General features: G+C 56.4%; 15 protein-coding genes, 1 tRNA gene and 1 pseudogene. 8 read left to right on the top strand and 9 right to left on the bottom strand.

What is annotated here, in order from left to right:
- The first annotated feature begins 19 nt into the window (after positions 1–19).
- The 3 genes from ACM5QY_RS13335 to aroQ are packed head-to-tail and all read left to right on the top strand — an operon-like array spanning position 20 to position 2,568.
- Positions 20–1,282 carry a gallate dioxygenase gene (locus ACM5QY_RS13335; RefSeq protein WP_416121211.1) on the top strand — a complete coding sequence of 421 codons (1,263 nt, stop codon included), beginning with the start codon at positions 20–22 and terminating at the stop codon, positions 1,280–1,282.
- On the top strand, positions 1,279–2,112 hold the full coding sequence (locus ACM5QY_RS13330) for an amidohydrolase family protein (protein ID WP_416121209.1): 834 nt from the start codon (positions 1,279–1,281) through the stop codon (positions 2,110–2,112). The genes ACM5QY_RS13335 and ACM5QY_RS13330 overlap by 4 nt, the downstream gene beginning before the upstream one ends.
- A gap of 15 nt (positions 2,113–2,127) precedes the next feature.
- Positions 2,128–2,568, top strand: a complete 441-nt coding sequence (gene aroQ, locus ACM5QY_RS13325) for a type II 3-dehydroquinate dehydratase (protein WP_416121207.1) — start codon at positions 2,128–2,130, stop codon at positions 2,566–2,568.
- Positions 2,569–2,572: 4 nt separating this feature from the next.
- On the opposite strand, the gene ACM5QY_RS13320 is transcribed toward aroQ, so the two are convergent.
- On the bottom strand, positions 2,573–3,787 hold the full coding sequence (locus ACM5QY_RS13320; RefSeq protein WP_416121205.1) for a LysR family transcriptional regulator: 1,215 nt from the start codon (positions 3,785–3,787) through the stop codon (positions 2,573–2,575).
- Between the two features lie 150 nt (positions 3,788–3,937).
- On the opposite strand from ACM5QY_RS13320, the gene galB reads away from it, so the two are divergent.
- Genes galB through ACM5QY_RS13305 form a run of 3 tightly spaced genes read left to right on the top strand, consistent with a single transcriptional unit; the run spans position 3,938 to position 6,522 of the window.
- Complete coding sequence (gene galB, locus ACM5QY_RS13315) at positions 3,938–4,684, top strand: 4-oxalmesaconate hydratase (RefSeq protein WP_416121203.1); 747 nt, start codon at positions 3,938–3,940, stop codon at positions 4,682–4,684.
- Positions 4,681–5,406: a 4-carboxy-4-hydroxy-2-oxoadipate aldolase/oxaloacetate decarboxylase gene (locus tag ACM5QY_RS13310; protein ID WP_416121201.1), complete on the top strand. Its 726-nt coding sequence runs from the start codon at positions 4,681–4,683 to the stop codon at positions 5,404–5,406. The genes galB and ACM5QY_RS13310 overlap by 4 nt, the downstream gene beginning before the upstream one ends.
- Before the next feature lie 9 nt (positions 5,407–5,415).
- Positions 5,416–6,522, top strand: coding sequence for a 4-oxalomesaconate tautomerase (locus ACM5QY_RS13305; protein WP_416121199.1), 1,107 nt, complete (start codon positions 5,416–5,418; stop codon positions 6,520–6,522).
- Positions 6,523–7,179: 657 nt separating this feature from the next.
- Here ACM5QY_RS13305 and ACM5QY_RS13300 read toward each other — a convergent pair.
- From ACM5QY_RS13300 to ACM5QY_RS13270, 7 genes are all read right to left on the bottom strand, one after another.
- Positions 7,180–8,148: an oligopeptide/dipeptide ABC transporter ATP-binding protein gene (locus ACM5QY_RS13300; protein WP_416121197.1), complete on the bottom strand. Its 969-nt coding sequence runs from the start codon at positions 8,146–8,148 to the stop codon at positions 7,180–7,182.
- Positions 8,148–9,161 (bottom strand): ABC transporter ATP-binding protein, encoded by a 1,014-nt coding sequence (locus ACM5QY_RS13295; RefSeq protein WP_416121195.1) that lies wholly within the window; start codon positions 9,159–9,161, stop codon positions 8,148–8,150. The genes ACM5QY_RS13300 and ACM5QY_RS13295 overlap by 1 nt, the downstream gene beginning before the upstream one ends.
- Position 9,162: 1 nt before the next feature.
- Positions 9,163–10,074 carry a D,D-dipeptide ABC transporter permease gene (ddpC, locus tag ACM5QY_RS13290; protein WP_416121193.1) on the bottom strand — a complete coding sequence of 304 codons (912 nt, stop codon included), beginning with the start codon at positions 10,072–10,074 and terminating at the stop codon, positions 9,163–9,165.
- Between the two features lie 4 nt (positions 10,075–10,078).
- A complete protein-coding gene (locus ACM5QY_RS13285) occupies positions 10,079–11,095 on the bottom strand; it encodes an ABC transporter permease (RefSeq protein WP_416121191.1) in 1,017 nt (338 codons plus the stop codon).
- A gap of 158 nt (positions 11,096–11,253) precedes the next feature.
- A complete protein-coding gene (locus ACM5QY_RS13280; RefSeq protein ID WP_416121189.1) occupies positions 11,254–12,834 on the bottom strand; it encodes an ABC transporter substrate-binding protein in 1,581 nt (526 codons plus the stop codon).
- Between the two features lie 46 nt (positions 12,835–12,880).
- Positions 12,881–13,462 (bottom strand): D-alanyl-D-alanine dipeptidase, encoded by a 582-nt coding sequence (gene ddpX / locus ACM5QY_RS13275; RefSeq protein ID WP_416121187.1) that lies wholly within the window; start codon positions 13,460–13,462, stop codon positions 12,881–12,883.
- Positions 13,463–13,492: 30 nt separating this feature from the next.
- A complete protein-coding gene (locus ACM5QY_RS13270; protein WP_416121185.1) occupies positions 13,493–14,365 on the bottom strand; it encodes a MurR/RpiR family transcriptional regulator in 873 nt (290 codons plus the stop codon).
- Positions 14,366–14,760: 395 nt separating this feature from the next.
- On the opposite strand from ACM5QY_RS13270, the gene ACM5QY_RS13265 reads away from it, so the two are divergent.
- Together ACM5QY_RS13265 and ACM5QY_RS13260 are read left to right on the top strand one after the other, a co-directional pair.
- A tRNA-Asn gene (locus tag ACM5QY_RS13265) sits at positions 14,761–14,836 on the top strand.
- 161 nt (positions 14,837–14,997) lie between these two features.
- The gene (locus tag ACM5QY_RS13260; RefSeq protein ID WP_416121183.1) at positions 14,998–16,260 is read left to right on the top strand and encodes a tyrosine-type recombinase/integrase; all 1,263 of its coding nucleotides are present in this window, start codon (positions 14,998–15,000) and stop codon (positions 16,258–16,260) included.
- Between the two features lie 78 nt (positions 16,261–16,338).
- On the opposite strand, the pseudogene ACM5QY_RS13255 reads toward ACM5QY_RS13260, so the two are convergent.
- Positions 16,339–17,666: pseudogene (locus tag ACM5QY_RS13255) on the bottom strand (IS4 family transposase).
- Positions 17,667–17,908 lie beyond the last annotated feature (242 nt).

Raw genomic sequence — 17,908 nt, 5'->3', positions numbered from 1 at the left:
AAAGTTCAGAGGATTCAAGATGGCTAAGATCATAGGCGGTTTAGCGGTTTCACATACCCCGACTATCGGTTTCGCAGTGGATCACAACAAACAGGACGAAAGCGCCTGGGCACCGATTTTCGAGAGTTTTGCGCCGATGCAGAAATGGCTCGCAGAAAAGAAACCCGACGTGCTGGTGTACGTCTTCAATGACCACGTTACGTCCTTTTTCTTTGATCACTATTCGGCGTTTACGTTAGGCATTGATGACCACTACGAGGTCGCGGATGAAGGCGGTGGCCCGCGCGATTTGCCGCCGGTGAGAGGCCATGCGGCGCTGTCTCAGCATATCGGGGCCAGCCTGATGGCGGACGAATTTGATATGTCGTTCTTCCAGGACAAACCGCTGGACCACGGCCTGTTCTCGCCGCTTTCGGCGCTGATGCCGCATGAAGGCGGCTGGCCGACGCAAATCGTCCCGCTGCAAATCGGCGTATTGCAGTTCCCGATCCCGACGGCGCGCCGTTGCTACAAACTCGGTCAGGCGCTGCGCCGCGCGATTGAAAGTTTCCCGGAAGATCTGAACGTGGCGATTGTCGCCACCGGCGGCGTTTCCCATCAGGTTCACGGCGAACGTTGCGGCTTTAACAACCCGCAATGGGACGAACAGTTTGTCGATATGATTGTGAACGACCCGGAGCGTCTGACCGAAATGACGCTGGCGGAATTCGCCACGCTCGGCGGGCTGGAAGGTTCGGAAGTCATCATGTGGCTGGTGATGCGCGGCGCGCTTTCCGCCAATGTGAAAAAACTGCATCAGGCGTATTACCTGCCGTCGATGACCGGCATCGCGACGCTGATCCTCGAAAATCAGTCCCGCGAAGCGCCGGTGGACGTGCAGCAGCGCCAGCGCGATAAAATCGCACAACAGCTGGCGGGCGTGGAAAATCTGCCGGGCACCTATCCGTTTACGCAGGCGCGCAGCCTGAAAGCGTTCCGCATGAACCGGTTCCTGCATCGCCTGATCCAGCCCGCCTGGCGTGCGCGTTTCCTTACCGATCAGAACGCGATGTTTGCCGAAAACAAACTGACCGCTGATGAACAACAACTCCTGCGCGAACTCGACTGGCGCGGGATGATCCATTACGGCGTAAGCTTCTTTCTGCTGGAAAAACTCGGTGCCGTGGTGGGCGTGTCCAACTTACATATTTATTCCGCGATGCGCGGTGAAACGCTGGAGGAATTCCAGAAGACCCGCAATCAGCAAGTTCTCTACTCCGTAGCAGGTAAAGCGAAAGCATGACGATATTTGAGCAACCCAAGATCGACACCCACCATCACGTGTTTGATCCGGCGCGCTTCCCGTACCTTCCGGACACGCCGTACCGTCCGGAAGGGCACGAGATTGGCACCGCCGATGATTACCGTGCGGTGATGCAAGCCTATAACATCCGCCACTCCCTGATTGTCGGCCCGACATCAGGGTATAACACCGACAGCGCCTGCCTGCTGGATGCGCTGGAAAAAGGCAATGGCCGCTTCAAGGGCATCGCCGTGGTGCCGTTTGATATTCCGCAGGAAAAACTCGCCGCGCTGAAACAGGCCGGCGTAGTCGGTATCGCGATGAATGTGGCGATGCTCGGCACGGAACCTTTTCTGCATCTCGACGCCCTGATGGGACGCCTGACCGAACTGGACATGTTCGCCGCCATTCAGGTACAAGGCGACCAGTTTCTGGCGCTTTTGCCGCTGATTAACCGCACGAAAACCCGCCTGCTGATTGATCATTCCGGCCGCCCCGATGTGACGCAGGGCTTGCAACAACCGGCGTTTCAGGCGCTTTTACAGCTCGCGAATCAGCAACGCACCTGGGTGAAACTGTCCGGCTTATCGAAATTCAGCCGCCAGCCTTTTCCGTATCAGGACGGTCACGCTTATCAGCACGCGCTGCTTGAGGCATTCGGTGCAGAACATTGCATGTGGGGCTCCGACTGGCCGTTCCTGCGCGCGGAACACCGGATGGATCTCGGCACGTTACTGATGCTGGTGGAACAGCTATTCCCGGATGAGAAAACGCGTCACCAGATCCTGTGGCAGACGCCGAAAGACCTGTTTGGTTTTGCCGATTACTGAAGAAAGGAAGGCCCGATGAACTATAAAATTGCCGTCTTTAACGGCCCGAACCTGAATATGCTCGGCACCCGCGAGCCGGAAACTTACGGTTACGACACACTGGCGACCATCGAAAAGCTGTGTCATCAGACCGGGAAAAGCTGTGGTGCGGAAATCGAATTTTTCCAGACCAACCACGAAGGTGATTTGATTGACCGCATACAGGCCTGCCGGGGCACCACCGATGCGATTGTGCTGAACGCCGCCGCCTGGACCCACACGTCGGTCGCCCTCCGCGATGCCGTCACTGCCGTCAGCCTGCCGCTGTACGAAGTGCACATCACCAACGTGCATAAACGCGACGCCTTCCGCCACCACTCATTCCTCTCCGACGTGTCCGTCGGTGTGATCTGCGGTTTCGGTATTCAGGGCTACGAATATGCCATCCGCCAGGCGGTAGTGAATCTGAGAAAGTAAGCCGCTAGCCGCAAACCTGCCGGATTTCCTCCACCAGCGCCTGTGCGGCGGGGGAAAGCAGGCTTCCTGCGCGGAAAGTCAGGCCGATGGCGCGGTGCGTGTCGGCCAGATCCAGCGGCAGTTTTACCAGCTCGCCGCTGTCCAGTTCGTGCTCAAGCTGACGGGCGGAAACGGCGGCCAGCATATCCGAGCCGAGCAGCAGCCCGCGCACAATCCCCAGATCACCGCTTTCCACCACCGGATCCGGCGGCGGCATATCCATGGCATGAAAACTGTCGTCCAGCAGCCGTCGCGACGGGGTGTCTGCGCGCGGCAAGACCCAGCGCGCCACGCGCAATTGCGCCTGCGTCACGGGTTCATTAAGCAGCGGATGCCCTTTTCTCGCCAGAATCACCATGCTTTCGGTAAACAGCGTTTCCGTCACCATGTCCGCCGCGTAATCGCTGGAACGCAGTGCGCCGAAGATAAAATCCACCTCGCCGGAACGCAGTTCGGACGCCAGCGCGCTGAACGCACTTTCATTGGTGATCACCTTTACACCGCCGTATCGCTGCGTCAGCCCGATGATCGCCTGCGGCAACAAACGCGTGCGGCCAAGCGGCAATGCGCCGACCTGCACGGTGCCTTCCAGCACGCCACGTCGGGCGGCGATATCCGCCGGAATATGCCGCAGTTCGTTCAGCGCACGGCGCAGGTTTGGCACGATATCCTGCCCCGCCAGCGACGGCATCATGCCGTGCGGCGTCCTCGCCAGAAGCGCCAGACCCGCGCCATTCTCCAGCACTTTTAACGCCGAACTGACCGCGGGCTGGCTCAGCCCCAGCAGGGTGGCGACCGTCTGCATATGCCGTGTTTTGCACAGCGAAATAAAAATTTGCAGGCGACGGACGTTAAACAGATAAAGCGGTTCGGTTTCGCTGCGCGTCTGCCCGGCTTTGCCCTGCAATTTCGCCAGTTGTGACGGGATTAATCGCAATTCGGCAATCGCCCGCCGCGCACGCGGCAGCACGCATTTACCGAAATCGGTCAGCAACATGCCGTTGGCATGGCGCTCAAACAAAGGCACGTCGAGAGACTGTTCCAGATCGCGGATTGCCCGTGTCACCGCCGACTGCGTGCGGTAAAGCTCATCGGCCGCACGCGATACACTTCCCTGATCGACCACCTGACAAAAAGCGCGTATTTGCATCAGGTTACTCAGCATCTCGTCTTGTGCCATCCCCTTCTCCCGTCAGGTTTTTTTACGTGATATCCCTCAGCAATATAAATAAAACGCATACCCTCTGCAATCAAATGAATTACCCGCTGCGGGCACGGACTGACAGCATGGAACGCAGGCAACCTGATCACCATTAACCCAGGAACATTCATGACTCAGCCAAAAAAAGATGAAAGCAAAAGTGCATTAGTCGTCAGCGCCCACTCCGCCGATTTCGTCTGGCGCGCAGGCGGTGCCATCGCAAAACATACGCAGGCCGGTTACGCCGTTCATATCGTTTGCCTGTCTTTCGGCGAGCGCGGCGAATCCGCCAAACTGTGGCGTAAAGGCGCGATGACCGAAGAGATTGTGAAAGCGTCGCGCCGCGAGGAAGCGATGGCCGCCGCTGAAATTCTGGGTGCCACCGTCGAATTTTTTGATATGGGCGATTACCCGCTGCGCGCCGACAAAGCATCGCTGTTCCGTCTGGCCGATGTTTACCGCCGCGTGCAGCCACATTTCGTCCTCACGCATTCCCTGAAAGACCCCTACAACTACGATCATCCGATGGCCACCCATCTGGCGCAGGAAGCGCGGATTATCGCTCAGGCAGAAGGCTATAAACCGGGCGAAACCATCGTCGGCGCACCGCCGGTTTACTGTTTCGAGCCACATCAGCCGGAACAGTGCGAATGGAAACCCGACGTATTACTCGATATTACCGACGTCTGGGACAAAAAATATCAGGCAATTCAGTGCATGGCCGGTCAGGAACATTTGTGGGAATACTACACCCGCGTCGCCCTGCAACGCGGCGTTCAGGCCAAACGTAACGTCGGTATCACCAGCACCAAAAACATCGTGTACGGCGAAGGTTATCAGAGCCTCTTCCCGCGCGTGACGGAGGATTTAGCATGAGCTTAACCGGCAAAAAAGGCGTGGTGGTGCGCAATATTCCACGGGCAAATCCTGCGGATGTCACCGCGCTGGCGGCGTTTGGCGTGGCCACCGTCCACGAAGCACAGGGCCGCACAGGATTGCTGGATCCGGCAATCCGTCCGATCCAGCAAGACTGCGCCATTTCCGGCAGTGCCGTCACCGTGCTGACCGCACCGGGCGATAACTGGATGTTCCACGTTGCCGTCGAACAATGTCAGCCGGGCGATATTCTGGTGGTCGCGCCGACGTCGCCCTGCTCCGACGGATTCTTCGGCGATCTGCTGGCGACCTCACTGAAAGCGCGCGGCGTGGTCGGGCTGGTGGCCGATCTTGGCGTGCGTGATACCAAAACGCTGCGTGATATGGGGTTCCGCGTCTGGTCGCGGGCGGTTTACGCGCAGGGCACGGTGAAAGAAACACTCGGTTCGGTCAACGTGCCGGTGGTCTGCGCCGGACAACTGGTGTATCCGGGGGATGCGATTGTGGCGGACGATGACGGCGTGGTGGTGGTTCGCCGTGAAGACGTCACGCCGGTGCGCGAAGCCAGCCGCCAGCGGGAAGCACTGGAAGAGAGCAAACGGGCGCGGATGGCCGACGGCGAACTCGGGCTGGACATCTACAACATGCGTCCGCGTCTGGCCGAAAAAGGGCTGCAATATTTCGACTCCACCGCAGAGCTGGAACAGGCCGACAAACGCTGAGGAACCGCTATGCCACAGACCCGAATTCCCTGCCTCTTCATGCGCGGCGGTACGTCCAAAGGCGCCTTCTTTCTGGCTGACGATCTGCCGCAGGACCCGGCGCTGCGTGACCGCGTGTTGCTGGCGGTCATGGGCTCGCCCGACCCGCGCCAGATTGACGGGCTGGGTGGTGCCGATCCGCTGACCAGCAAAGTGGCGATACTCCGCCCTTCTGCCCGCCCTGATGCCGATGTCGATTACCTGTTTGCGCAGGTTAACGTCGATAAAGCCCTGGTGGACTACGGCCAGAATTGCGGCAATATTCTGGCGGCCGTTGGCCCGTTCGCCCTCGAACGCCATCTCATCGCCGCCCGAAACGGCATCACGCCGGTGCGAATCTTTATGGAAAACACCGGCCAGATCGCTACTGCGTATGTTCCGGTGGAAGACGGTCAGGTTTGTTATCAGGGCGATTTCCGCATCGACGGTGTACCGGGGACAGCGGCCAAAATCAGCGTGGAGTTTGCGGATATCGCCGGTTCCAGCTGTGGCGCGTTACTGCCCACCGGCAATGCGCGGGACGTTTTCGACGGCACCGAAGTCACCTGTATCGACAACGGCATGCCGGTGGTTTTACTGCGCGCCGCAGATCTAGGCCGCAGCGGCTATGAAAGCCGCGAACAGCTCGACGCCGATGCTGAACTGAAAACACGCCTCGAATCGATCCGTTTGCAGGCCGGGACAAAAATGAATCTCGGCGACGTTTCGCAGCGCACTGTACCCAAAATGACGCTCATCGCGGAACCGCGAAACGGCGGCGCAATATCGAGCCGGACGTTTATTCCGCACCGCTGCCACGCCTCGATTGGCGTGCTCGGTGCGGTCAGCGTCGCCAGCGCCTGCCTGATCCCCGGTTCAGTGACCGAAGGTTTGGCGCATACGCCCTCCGGCGCTGTTCATGGCGCGGCATCGCTTATCAGCGTGGAACACCCGACCGGCGAATTCAGCGTTGAATTGAAACTCGACATGGAGAAATCGGGCGCGGAGCGGCTTGCGGGGTGCGGGCTGCTGCGGACAGCACGGTTGATTTTTGAAGGCGTGGTGATGGTATCGGGGGAGATATGGGAGGGGGAATGAACCGGAAAGACTTCAGTTTCTCACTTGCAGTGAGGGGCTCACGTCTGACCGGGAAAGTTTCGGTTTTTTACTTGCAGTTAGGCGCTCAAATCTGACCGAGACAATTTCGGTTTTTCATGTGCGGTGATCACTCAGCGGCTCGCGCCGAAACCGACCAAAGAGGGCCAGACGGCCCCTCTTTGGAATCTCCACGTCTTTTTTACTGCGCGCTGCCGCTCGCTGTCTATGTTTCAGCAACGCCGGTGAGTGCCGCAAACGCCGCCGCTACGCGGTTCTCTCGCTTCGGGTTCGGACCAGCTCGAAAAAACACTCTCGCCGTTTCTCACCACTCACTCAACGCCGTTTTGAAAGCGGCCAGTGGCTTTCTAATTCACAACCTCACTACTTCTAATCTGAAAAATGCAGTGTGATTTTTCTTTTTAGAAAGCCACTGGCCGCTATCAGAAACCTTGCCGAGCGAGAGTTTCGAGACCAATGGCTCGAAACCGAGTAAGGGAACCGCGCAGCGGCAAGATTTCGCGGCAATAGCCGCTGTGCCTGAAAAATAGTCAGCGAGCGGCAGCGCGCAGTTAAAAAGCGCGGGTGTCCAGAGGGCGCGCGCGTTAACGCGCCCTTTGGGCCAGTTTGGGCGGCGAGCCCAAGGTCTTGATTTTGTAGTTAAACCAACGCCCCCGCCCGCCCGGCTCCCACCCGATGACATCTCACACTGATCCCCTCACTTCCCCCACGCAGATCCTGCGGTAATTGGCATCCGTCCCCCGCCAGCGGGCATCGCTCGCGAAAATAACACCCCATCGGCAGGTTCCGGTTACTCGGCAGTTCGCCTTTTTTATCGACGACGCCGTCATCTAACAGCCGCCCCGCGCGGGGCACGGAATCAAGCAGTAAACGGGTGTACGGATGCTGCGGTTCTGTCAGCACGTTTTCCGCAGCACCCAGTTCGACGATCTGCCCGAGGTACATCACCGCCACGCGGTCACTCATGTGGCGCACGACGGAAACGTTATGGGAAATCAGCACGAACGTCAGGTTGCGCTGGCGTTGCAGTTCCACCAGAAGATTGAGGATCTGCGCCTGTACGGAAATATCCAGCGCCGAGGTGGGTTCGTCGAGCACGATGATGTCCGGCTCTGATGACAACGCACGGGCGATGGAAATACGCTGGCGCTGACCGCCGGAAAATTCATGCGGTAAACGGTCGAGATATTCTTTGCGAATGCCGACCTGCTCAGCCAGCGTGGCCGCGAGTTCGCGACGTTCACGACTGCTGTTGTGTTTCTGCACAAACACCGGCTCGGTGATAATTCGCCAGACTGGCAGACGCGGATCCAACGACGATTGCGGATCCTGAAATACCATTTGCATACCGGAACCAAACCACGAATTGTCATGGCGCGCGCGGTGAATTTCTCCGCTGCTCGGCTTTTGCAGCCCCATCAGCAACTGGGCCAGCGTGCTTTTTCCACAACCGGACTCGCCGACAATCCCCAGCGTTTCGCCGCGAATAATATTCAGATCCAGCCCGTTGAGCGCATGGACGTAACCGGTCGGTTTGCCGCGCCAGTTAAAGCTGGCGGGGAAACGCACACGGACATCCTGTAATTCGACTAACGCTTCAGCAATCATCAGGAAAGCTCCTCAGTGCGTTGGATGGCGATCTGCGGGTGCCAGCAGGCAACGGACTGACGTGGAAATTGCGGTAACGGCGCGAGCCGTGGCGTTTGGGTGCAGCGATCATCGGCGTGATTACAGCGCCCCCGAAATGCACAGCCCTGCGGCAGTTTCGAGAGATTCGGCACAGTGCCCGGAATGGCTTTGAGCAGGCTGCGCGGTTCACCATTTTCCGGCGCCGCCTGCAACAGGCCGATGGAATACGGGTGCGACGGCGCGTCGATCACATCCGTCGTGCTGCCGCTTTCAATCACATGCCCCGCGTACATCACGTAAACGCGGTCACAAAGTTGTGAAACGACGGCCATATCGTGGGTGATAAATAATACCGCGGTACCGCTGGCGCGGGCTTTACGCTGCAACAGACGCAAAACCTGACGCTGTACGGTGACATCCAGCGCGGTGGTCGGTTCGTCAGCGATAATCAGTTCGGGTTCGCAGGAAAATGCCATCGCAATCAGCACGCGCTGGCGCATACCGCCGGAAAGCTCGAACGGATAACGCGACATCACCTGCTCCGCGTCGGCAATCTGCATATCGTCCAGCAGGCCGGTGGCTTTTTTCCAGGCCTGCGCTTTGCTGATTTTCTGATGCAGGCGGATCACCTCACACATCTGACGCCCGATTTTGCGCGTCGGGTTCAGCGCGTTCATCGGCTCCTGAAAAATCATCGCCACCCGCGCACCGCGCAAAGTGCGCATCTGTTTTTCGCTGGCGTGAACCACATCGGTGCCGAGCATACGTAATTCACCGCCCGTCACGGTAAAACCATCAGGCGGCAAAAGGCGCATCGCCATCATTGCCGTAACCGATTTGCCGGAACCGGATTCGCCCACCACGCCAACGATTTCTCCGGCACTGACCGACAGCGATACCTGATTCAGCGCTTTCACTTCGCCGCCGTAAACCGGGAAAACCAGTTGCAGATTGTCGATTTCCAGAACCGGCGCGTTGCTTTGTTCAGTCATCTCAGCGCCCCCTACTTTTCGGATCGAGCAGGTCACGCAGACCGTCGCCGAACAGGTTAAAACCGGTGGCGGTGATCATGATCGCCACACCAGGAAACGCGGAATACCACCACTGGTCGAGAATGTAATTGCGGCCATTGGACACCATCGCGCCCCATTCGGCGGTCGGTTGCTGTGCGCCGAGGCCAATAAATCCTAAGGTTGCGGCCATCAGAATCGAGGTGCCGATATCGAGCGAGGCCTGCACCACCAGCGGCGGCATCACGTTACGTAATACGTGCCAGGTAATGAGATGCCAGCGCGACGCGCCAAACGTGCGCGTGGCCTGCATGTAGGCCTGATGACGCAGCATCAGCGTCTGGCCGCGCGCCAGCCGGACGTAAAACGGAATGCGCACCACGGCAATCGCCAGCATCGCGTTAAACAAACTCGGCCCGAGCGCCGCCGCCAGCGCCATCGTCAACACTAAAGACGGCACCGACAGCATGATGTCCATGCAGCGCATAATCAGCGCGTCCACCACGCCGCCGACCACGCCGGAAAAACAACCGAGCAATGAGCCAAGGGTGCCCGCAATAATCACCACCGCCAGCCCGGCCGCCACAGATTGCTGGCTGCCGATCAGCACGCGGCTGAAGAGGTCACGCCCGACTTCATCGGTGCCAAACCAGTGCGCGGCAGACGGGGCCTGTAAACGATCGGTCAGGCTGATGGCGTTAGGATCGTGCGGCACCAGCCACGGCGAAAAAATCATGATAAACAGGACGATGAGCATGATCGCCATCCCGAGCATCGTCAGCGGGCTGCGGCTCAGCAGATGAAAAGTCCGCCGCCAGGTGGCGAAGCGCGGTTTGACGTCCGGCGGCACAATCCCGGCACGGTGATTAGTCACGTCAGGTTCAATTACAGACATTCGCTCACCCCTCCCGGCCAATGCGCGGGTCAATCCACACATACAGCAAATCCACACACAAATTGACGATGACGTAAGCAAACGACACCACCACCGCAAACCCCATCACCGCCGGGAAATCCAGCGCCTGAATCGAATTCACCACGTAAGCGCCCATACCCGGCCAGGCGAAAACCGTTTCGGTCAGCACCGCGCCGTAAAGCAAATCGCCCATCGCCAGCCCGAGCACCGTCACGGACGGGATCAGCGCATTCGGCAGCGCGTGGCTTAAAATCACCCGCCAGCGCGATAAACCGTTGGCGCGCGCGGTGCGGATGTAATCTTCGCTCAGCTGTTCGAGCATCGCAGAACGGATTTGCCGCGCCACAACCCCCATGTGGACAAACGCCAGCGTCAGCGCAGGCATCGCCAGATGCTGGAGGCTGTTCCAGAATGTGTCTCCGTTGCCGGTCAGCAGTGAGTCGAGCACATAAAAGCCGGTGATATTGGCCGGCGGATCCAGCCAGTCGTCCAGCCGCCCGCCGCCTGGCAGCAGGTTCAGATGGCCGTAAAACAGAATTATCACGCCCAGCCCCAGCCAGAATGCCGGGGTGGAAATCCCCAGAACCGACAATAAACGCACCAGATGATCAGGGAATTTGTTGCGGTATACCGCCGACAACACGCCCAGCGGAATACCCAATACAATCGCCAGAAACAGTGCAGTAAAAGCCAGCTCTAAGGTCGCCGGGAAGAAGGCTTTGAGATCGTCGAGAACCGGCCTGCCCGTGCGGATCGACGTGCCTAAATCGCCGTGCAACAGGTCGTTCACGTAACGGAAAAACTGCACATACAAAGGCTGATTCAGCCCGAGCTGCTCGCGGATATGTTCGACCATTTCGTTGCTTGCGCGGTCACCCGCCAGCAGACGCGCCGGGTCACCGGGGATCATGTGCGAGATGATAAACGTGATAACGCAAACGCCCGCCATCACCAGTATCAAACCCCAACATCGCTGACGGATCAGAGTCCAGAAAGTCATATTTCCCCTTAAAACCCTTCATATTTCGCGCTGCTGATGCGTTGGCTGCGCTCACTCACCCCGGTCACATAGTTCACTATGCTCCCGGGGATTCCTTCACTTGCCGCCTTTCCGCAACCCGAACTATTTTGGGTTTAAAGCGGAAATCCTGCGGATAATCACTGTTTACTCATTTGCCCAACATTAAAGACCTGCTCAAGCATCGGGTTGAAAACAAAACCTTTGACGTCTTTGTTCATCGCGACCTGATAGTTTTTCTGGAACAGGTAAACGTAAGCCGCTTCGTCGATGACGATTTTCTGCGCCTGCTGGTAGTCATCCGTCCGCTGTTTCTGATCCGTCACGGACACCGCTTTTTTCAGCAACGCATCAACATCAGGATTGGAATAGAACGAACGGTTGCCCGGCAGCCCTTTTTTGTCGGACTCGAACCAGTAGTTCATGAACATGTACGGGTCGGCAAAATCCGGGCTCCAGTTACCGATCGAAATGTCATAATCACCCTGCCCGATACGGTCGCGCATGGTGGCGTTCGCCAGTTTTTCCAGCTTCACGCTGATCCCGGCCTGACCGAGGCTGGCCTGAACGGCAAGCGCGATGGATTCCCAGTTCGGGTCGTTATCGGAATACAGGAAATCCAGTGTCTGCGGCTTGTCTTTCACTTTTTCGAGATCGGCTTTCGCCTGCGTCAGATCCAGCGTGTATTGTTTGGCCGTCGGGTCAAAACCCCACATGCCATCCGGGATCGGCCCGCGCATTTGTTTGGCATTACCGCCGAGAATGCCCTTCACCATGCCCTGATAATCCACCGCAGACGAAATCGCACGCCGCAAATCCACCTGATTCAGCGGCGCTTTGGCGTTATTGAGATACAGATACGTCACGCGCAGCGACGGGAATTCTTCAACGGCAACTTTGTCCTCTTTTTTCAGCGCGGCCAGCTGGTCCATCGGCAGGGAATCGGCAATGTCCAGATCGCCGCGTGACAGTTGCAGACGGCGGGTGGCGCTCTCGCCAATAATCTTGACCGTTACGCGTTTAAAGGCCGGTTTCGCACCGCTATAATGCGGGTTCGGCACCAGCACCAGTTGCTGACCTTTCTGCCAGCGATCGAGTTTGTACGGGCCGGAACCGGCGGTATGACCGGCCAGCCAGGCTTTACCTTCATCCGCCGGATTGGCTTTGGCAATCGCCGGATTCACAATCCCTGCGCCATCATTAGCCAGCGTGTAGAGGAACGGCGCAAACGGCGTTTTCAGCGTGAACGTGACGGTCAGCGGATCAACCACCGTCACCACCATGTCTTTAGGAAACGCTTCTGACGGCCCCTGAGCAATTTTCATCAGGCGTTCAAACGACCATTTCACCGCATCGGCATTGACGTCGGTGCCGTCGTCAAATTTCGCGCCCGGCTTGAGCTTGAACGTCCAGACGAGTTGATCCGGCGACGCCGTCCAGCTGGCCGCTAAGTCGCCTTCCACCTGCGTGGAGCCTTTACCGTTTTCGGTTTTATACTGCACCAGGCGCTGATACGCCGGGTAGGTCACCGTCCAGTCGTTGTTGTCGATTGTCACCGCCGGATCCAGCGTTTGCGGGTCGGCGGCTTTGCCGATCACCAGCATGTCCTTCGGAACGGCGGCCTGCGCGGCAAAACTTAACCCTGACAGGGCGAGAAAAATGGCACCGGCGATCCGTGTTTGAGTGGTTTTACGGAACGTGCTGATTGCTGTGTTGCTCATCGGAGAACTCCTGGCTTTATGAAAAGTGATAAGAGACTTGCAATGATTACGCGGCGTTAACCGGCGGATAGCAGCCGAACCGCTCTTCCAACAACGGATACGTTTTGGCATCCGGTAATTCAAAGTGCCACCACTCGCTGGTGATGCCTTTAAAGCCGCCCGCCGCCATCACGGCGTTGAGCAGTAAACGGTTTCGCTGAATCTCCGGCGGTAAATCCGGATAAAACGGGTGCGAGACCCCGGTCATTTCGTCAAAGCCCGTTCCCATATCCAGCACGTTGCCCTGTGCATCAAGTAACGTCAGATCAACCGCCACACCCCGGCTGTGGTGCGAGCCGAGTTTGATATCCACGACATAATCAGGATTCGGAAACGCTGCCCATAAACAGGCCTGGGCCGCCTGCGGCCGGTAAGCGTCATAAATTTTCAGCCGGAATCCCGCCAGCTTCGCGACCGCATTGCAGCGCGCCAGCGCCGCGGCCGCGTCGGGGTGCAACAGGCAGCGCGATTCGCGGTAAATCGGCTGACCGGTCAGGTTATCGGCGGTGGCATATTTCAGGTCGATCACGGCGTCTGGCACGCTTTGCGCCAGGTCGGTCAGTGCAACATCGGGTGTTTTTGTATTCATCAATAAACTCTGCCGGCTGGTTTTAGAAAATTACGATTCAAATTGTCCGAGTTGTTTCTGCAAAATCCGGTTATTCGCCAGACGCTGTTCCACATCGTTCCCGCGCAGTTCCAGCACCGAGGAACACAGCAGGTTGAACAGGCAACTCAGCGGTGCCATGGAATCCCAGAACTGGCCGGTATCCGTTTTCACCTGCAATAAATCGACCGGATAATCGCGCGCCCACGGACAGTAAATGTCGGTGATCAGCGCCACGTTCAGCCCGCGCTCGCAGGCCGCTTCACAATAGGTTTGCGCCATCTTTGAATACGCGCGGGTGTCGGTGACCACCAGATAAGGCTGCGCAAATTCCGAATTAAGCGATTCCACGTAGGTACCGGAAAGCCCGTCGGCGAAATACACTTTGGGACGCAGATATTCGAGATAGCTCGCAAAATTATTGGCGATACCGCGCACCGACTGGATGCCGAGAATAAATACCGCGTCAGCTTCGGCCAGACGACGGCTGACCTGCGCAAAACTGTCGCTTTGCGCCAGCTGATAAACGTGATTAATGGCTTCGAGTTCCAGCGTCAGCGATTGCTCTAACTTTTCCTGCTGCGGCTGTTTGCTGCGTTCGCGGTAGGCGCCCAGACGATCGGTCACCACCCACGGCTGATACGCGGTTCCGCTTTGCTGGCGCAGCGTTTGTTTGAAATCATCCAGGTTGCGATAACCCAGACTGCGCAGATAACGCCCGACCGAAATGCCGCTGGTCGCGGCGCTGCGCGCAATGCTGTCGGCGGTTTCGAACGGAATTTGCGCCAGATTGGCCAGCAGATAACCGGCAATGCGCTTCCCCGTCGGCGTTTGTGCGGAGAACGACGCTTCGATTTGTTCAATCACATCCTGCGCAGGCTGCATCGGTTAACTCCTTGTTGCTTTATTGTCAAAAAACTAGCTGTTGTTAGTAAAATAACAATGCACGGGATGTGCCAATTCTCACAAATGTGTGAAATTTGTGCAGCAGATCGGGGTTTGTGATGATTTAGCGAGCAGAGACTGGCAAGGAGCGTGCTTTACAATATGTAAAAGCGCTTTGCCCGATAACCACTGCACAACAATCAGGCAACTTATGGTTGCTTTTAGTGCAGGCAGGATACGGCAACATAAGAAAAGAAGTAAAAACGGGCGGGAATTTAATCACTTTGCCTTAACAGTCAACACGTTGGATATTAAGAAAGCAGTCAGACAAGTTTTTGCGTTAACCCTTTGACATGCCCACGGGCAGTCGCTATTATTCGCCCCGTTCACACGATTCCTCTGTAGTTCAGTCGGTAGAACGGCGGACTGTTAATCCGTATGTCACTGGTTCGAGTCCAGTCAGAGGAGCCAAATTCTTGTTTTCATCCATCTTCACGAATCTTTATACGATTTAGATTCAATAAGTTAGTGTGAAAAGTCTTCCCGATGCATTTTTAGTTTCCCCTCCGCATCGGGAGAATTTGGTGGTCAGATTTGGGGTCATGTTGGTTCGATGACGGAGTGACCCCCAAATGTCTCTTAACGACTCAAAAATCCGCAACTTAAAACCATCCGTAAAACCCTTCAAAGTCTCCGACTCGCACGGTCTATACCTTTTGGTCAATCCAGGCGGTTCACGTCTCTGGTATCTCAAATATCGTATCGATAGAAAAGAATCCCGCCTCGGTTTAGGGGCCTATCCCGATGTTTCTCTAGCTTATGCCCGACAACAGCGTGACGGTATCCGCAAGCTGCTGGCGCAGAATATCAATCCAGCACAACTGCGCTCTGCTGAAAGAACCACTTCTACACCAGAAAAAACCTTCAAACATGTGGCACTGGAGTGGCATAACAGCAACCGGACATGGTCAGAGAACCACGCAACCCGTCTGCTTGCCAGCATGAACAACCATATCTTCCCGATAATTGGACACCTGCCGGTCACAGAACTGAAAACCCGCCATTTCATCGACCTGCTGAAAGGGATTGAGAAAAAAGGTCTGCTGGAAGTCGCAGCACGTACCAGGCAGCATATGTGCAACATCATGCGTCATGCCGTACATCAGGAGTTGATAGAGCACAATCCGGCAGCAAATCTGGACGGTATCATCGCCCCTCCCATTAAACGCCACTACCCTGCCCTTCCGCTGGAGCGACTGCCGGAATTGTTGATTCGCATTGAGGACTACCAGCAAGGACGAGAGTTAACCCGCCTGGCTGTATTACTCACCCTGCACCTTTTCATCCGTTCCAGCGAACTGCGTTTCGCCCGTTGGTCTGAGATCGATTTCAAAAATAGAATCTGGACCATTCCTGCCACTCGCGAGTCCATCCCCGGTGTCCGCTACTCTGGGCGTGGTGCAAAAATGCGTACTCCACATATCGTTCCACTCTCCTGTCAGTCCATCGCTATTCTGAAACAGATACGGGAAATATCCGGTCATCAGGTGCTGGTATTCCCTGGCGATCACAATCCGTATAAACCGATGTGTGAAAACACGGTCAACAAGGCGCTACGCCTGATGGGCTATGACACAAAAGATGAAATCTGTGGCCACGGCTTTCGGGCAATGGCCTGTAGTGCCCTGATGGAGTCTGGCTTATGGGCACAAGATGCGGTTGAACGGCAGATGAGTCACCAGGAACGAAATAGCGTTCGAGCGGCTTACATCCATAAAGCAGAATATCTCGATGCCCGTAAAGCGATGATGCAATGGTGGTCGGATTATCTAGATATGTGCCTGAAAGAGTATGTGCCACCTTACCTCTTGTCCATAAAGGCCCTTGAGGCTTGAAAGACAAAGATAAACGGGGCAGGTAAACTGGACGGAGAGTAAATAAACAGAGCTCTACTAAAGGGTAATGCCAGTCAGTTAAGCAACTGACTGGCTTTTTTCCTGTGCTTTTGGATACTTCCGGGGTCTTTCCTTCACCACTCTCGGAAAGGCCCTTTCTCTTCTTATCGGCAGCTTCACCATCTGCGCCATACTCTCCAGATTACGCAACAGTTCGGGGATCCGGCCCGGAGATGCGCCCTGAAGCGTCATTAACATCCTCATCACCAGACTGCACGAGTCTGAGAAGCTTAGCTGATTCGGCCAGTAACCCTTTAGGGTTTTAGACATCTTAATCATCTGATAACGAACAAGATTATAGGCTAGTAATACCCCCCATAACTCCTGCTCGACAAGTTCTGGTTTTTTACTTCTCAGCGTTAACCGACTCAGTAACATCGTCTGCTTAATTTCACGATAACCCAGTTCGATTTCCCAACGGTGGCCGTAGAGATCGGCCATTTCCCCCCCGGGTACCGCATGGCATCTGTCATTGAGGTCAGCAGATGGCAGACTTTGCCTTTACGGGTAAACGTCAGAAGGCGAGCCGTCATTTCCTCCCCCAGATCAGGCCACTTTTTCCGGGCCTGAGGACTGGTTTTCATCCTTATCAGATGATCGCCTTTACCGAGTTTTCGCACCTCTTCGTACTGCGCTCCTTTTTTCAACGGGATCATCCAGTGACGGCTCTCTCCCGCCTGATGCCAGGCATTCAGCAGCCCCAGAGAATAATAACCTTTATCGAGTAAAGTCAGTGTGTTATCGCCTGTTTGTTCTATCAGTTTTTCTGCCAGCGTATATTCGCTTTCTTTCATCGTACCGAAGGCGGCAGCCGTAAGCAGGTGGCTGGTCAGTTCCATCTGGCAGACCATTTTCACCTGCGGATAAAGCCCCGGTTGCCCGGCATAGGTCTGTCGCGGGAAAGCCACATCATTTTCTGGTGTATCCTGGGTTCGCCAGACGACACCGTCCACCGCCAGTAATGTCAGACCACACCAGTGTGGATGGGTGACGGAGTTGTGCCACACCTGTGCCGTTTGGGTAAACACGCGGCGAACGGCATCACTTCCCAGGCGCTGGCGGGCCTGGATAACGGCGCTTGGGGCAACGAAGGGCCGGTTGCCGGGGAGCATAATATCCAGACGGTTCACGATTTGGTGGAGGGGTTCTTCGCGTTCGAGCGCCATGCCAATGATGCACCAGACCATCATTTCCAACGGGAGACGGCGTTTACGCAGCGTGACGGAACCTGACTCGGCCAGACAGCGGGAGACAAGGTCGGGATCCAGAACATCACCGAGAGAAGTCAGAGGGTTACGGGTAGAGTCGTAGCAGGAAACGAGCTCAAGAGCCTGAGCAATGCGCATAAAAAAAATCCAGAAACGAAGAACGTTTCTGGATTTTTACACAGCCACTGGATCGTTCAACTGATCCTTAACTGATCGGCATTACTCTACTAAAGGGCCCTGTTTCTGCCCGGCAGACGTGTCATTATATGTCATCATGGCAAGTTCTCCTCTCATTGACACGTTGCACGACCTGCTGTTCAATGTTGCAACGCGATAATGAATTGATGGCCTTCGGTATATATGAAAGAAAGAACCCCGGC

The organism is Rahnella sp. PCH160, from assembly GCF_047784855.1.
Lineage (GTDB): Bacteria > Pseudomonadota > Gammaproteobacteria > Enterobacterales > Enterobacteriaceae > Rahnella.
This window is presented reverse-complemented; position numbering and strand designations above follow the sequence as displayed.

Bases quoted from the DNA above. Each gene is read 5' to 3' on its own strand.
- ACM5QY_RS13310 (WP_416121201.1), top strand. From the start codon at position 4,681: ATGAGCTTAACCGGCAAAAAAGGCGTGGTGGTGCGCAATATTCCACGG.
- galB (WP_416121203.1), top strand. From the start codon at position 3,938: ATGACTCAGCCAAAAAAAGATGAAAGCAAAAGTGCATTAGTCGTCAGC.
- ACM5QY_RS13285 (WP_416121191.1), bottom strand. From the start codon at position 11,095: ATGACTTTCTGGACTCTGATCCGTCAGCGATGTTGGGGTTTGATACTG.
- ACM5QY_RS13335 (WP_416121211.1), top strand. From the start codon at position 20: ATGGCTAAGATCATAGGCGGTTTAGCGGTTTCACATACCCCGACTATC.
- ACM5QY_RS13270 (WP_416121185.1), bottom strand. From the start codon at position 14,365: ATGCAGCCTGCGCAGGATGTGATTGAACAAATCGAAGCGTCGTTCTCC.
- ACM5QY_RS13330 (WP_416121209.1), top strand. From the start codon at position 1,279: ATGACGATATTTGAGCAACCCAAGATCGACACCCACCATCACGTGTTT.
- aroQ (WP_416121207.1), top strand. From the start codon at position 2,128: ATGAACTATAAAATTGCCGTCTTTAACGGCCCGAACCTGAATATGCTC.
- ACM5QY_RS13295 (WP_416121195.1), bottom strand. From the start codon at position 9,161: ATGACTGAACAAAGCAACGCGCCGGTTCTGGAAATCGACAATCTGCAA.
- ddpX (WP_416121187.1), bottom strand. From the start codon at position 13,462: ATGAATACAAAAACACCCGATGTTGCACTGACCGACCTGGCGCAAAGC.
- ACM5QY_RS13280 (WP_416121189.1), bottom strand. From the start codon at position 12,834: ATGAGCAACACAGCAATCAGCACGTTCCGTAAAACCACTCAAACACGG.
- ACM5QY_RS13320 (WP_416121205.1), bottom strand. From the start codon at position 3,787: ATGGCACAAGACGAGATGCTGAGTAACCTGATGCAAATACGCGCTTTT.
- ACM5QY_RS13300 (WP_416121197.1), bottom strand. From the start codon at position 8,148: ATGATTGCTGAAGCGTTAGTCGAATTACAGGATGTCCGTGTGCGTTTC.
- ACM5QY_RS13260 (WP_416121183.1), top strand. From the start codon at position 14,998: ATGTCTCTTAACGACTCAAAAATCCGCAACTTAAAACCATCCGTAAAA.
- ddpC (WP_416121193.1), bottom strand. From the start codon at position 10,074: ATGTCTGTAATTGAACCTGACGTGACTAATCACCGTGCCGGGATTGTG.
- ACM5QY_RS13305 (WP_416121199.1), top strand. From the start codon at position 5,416: ATGCCACAGACCCGAATTCCCTGCCTCTTCATGCGCGGCGGTACGTCC.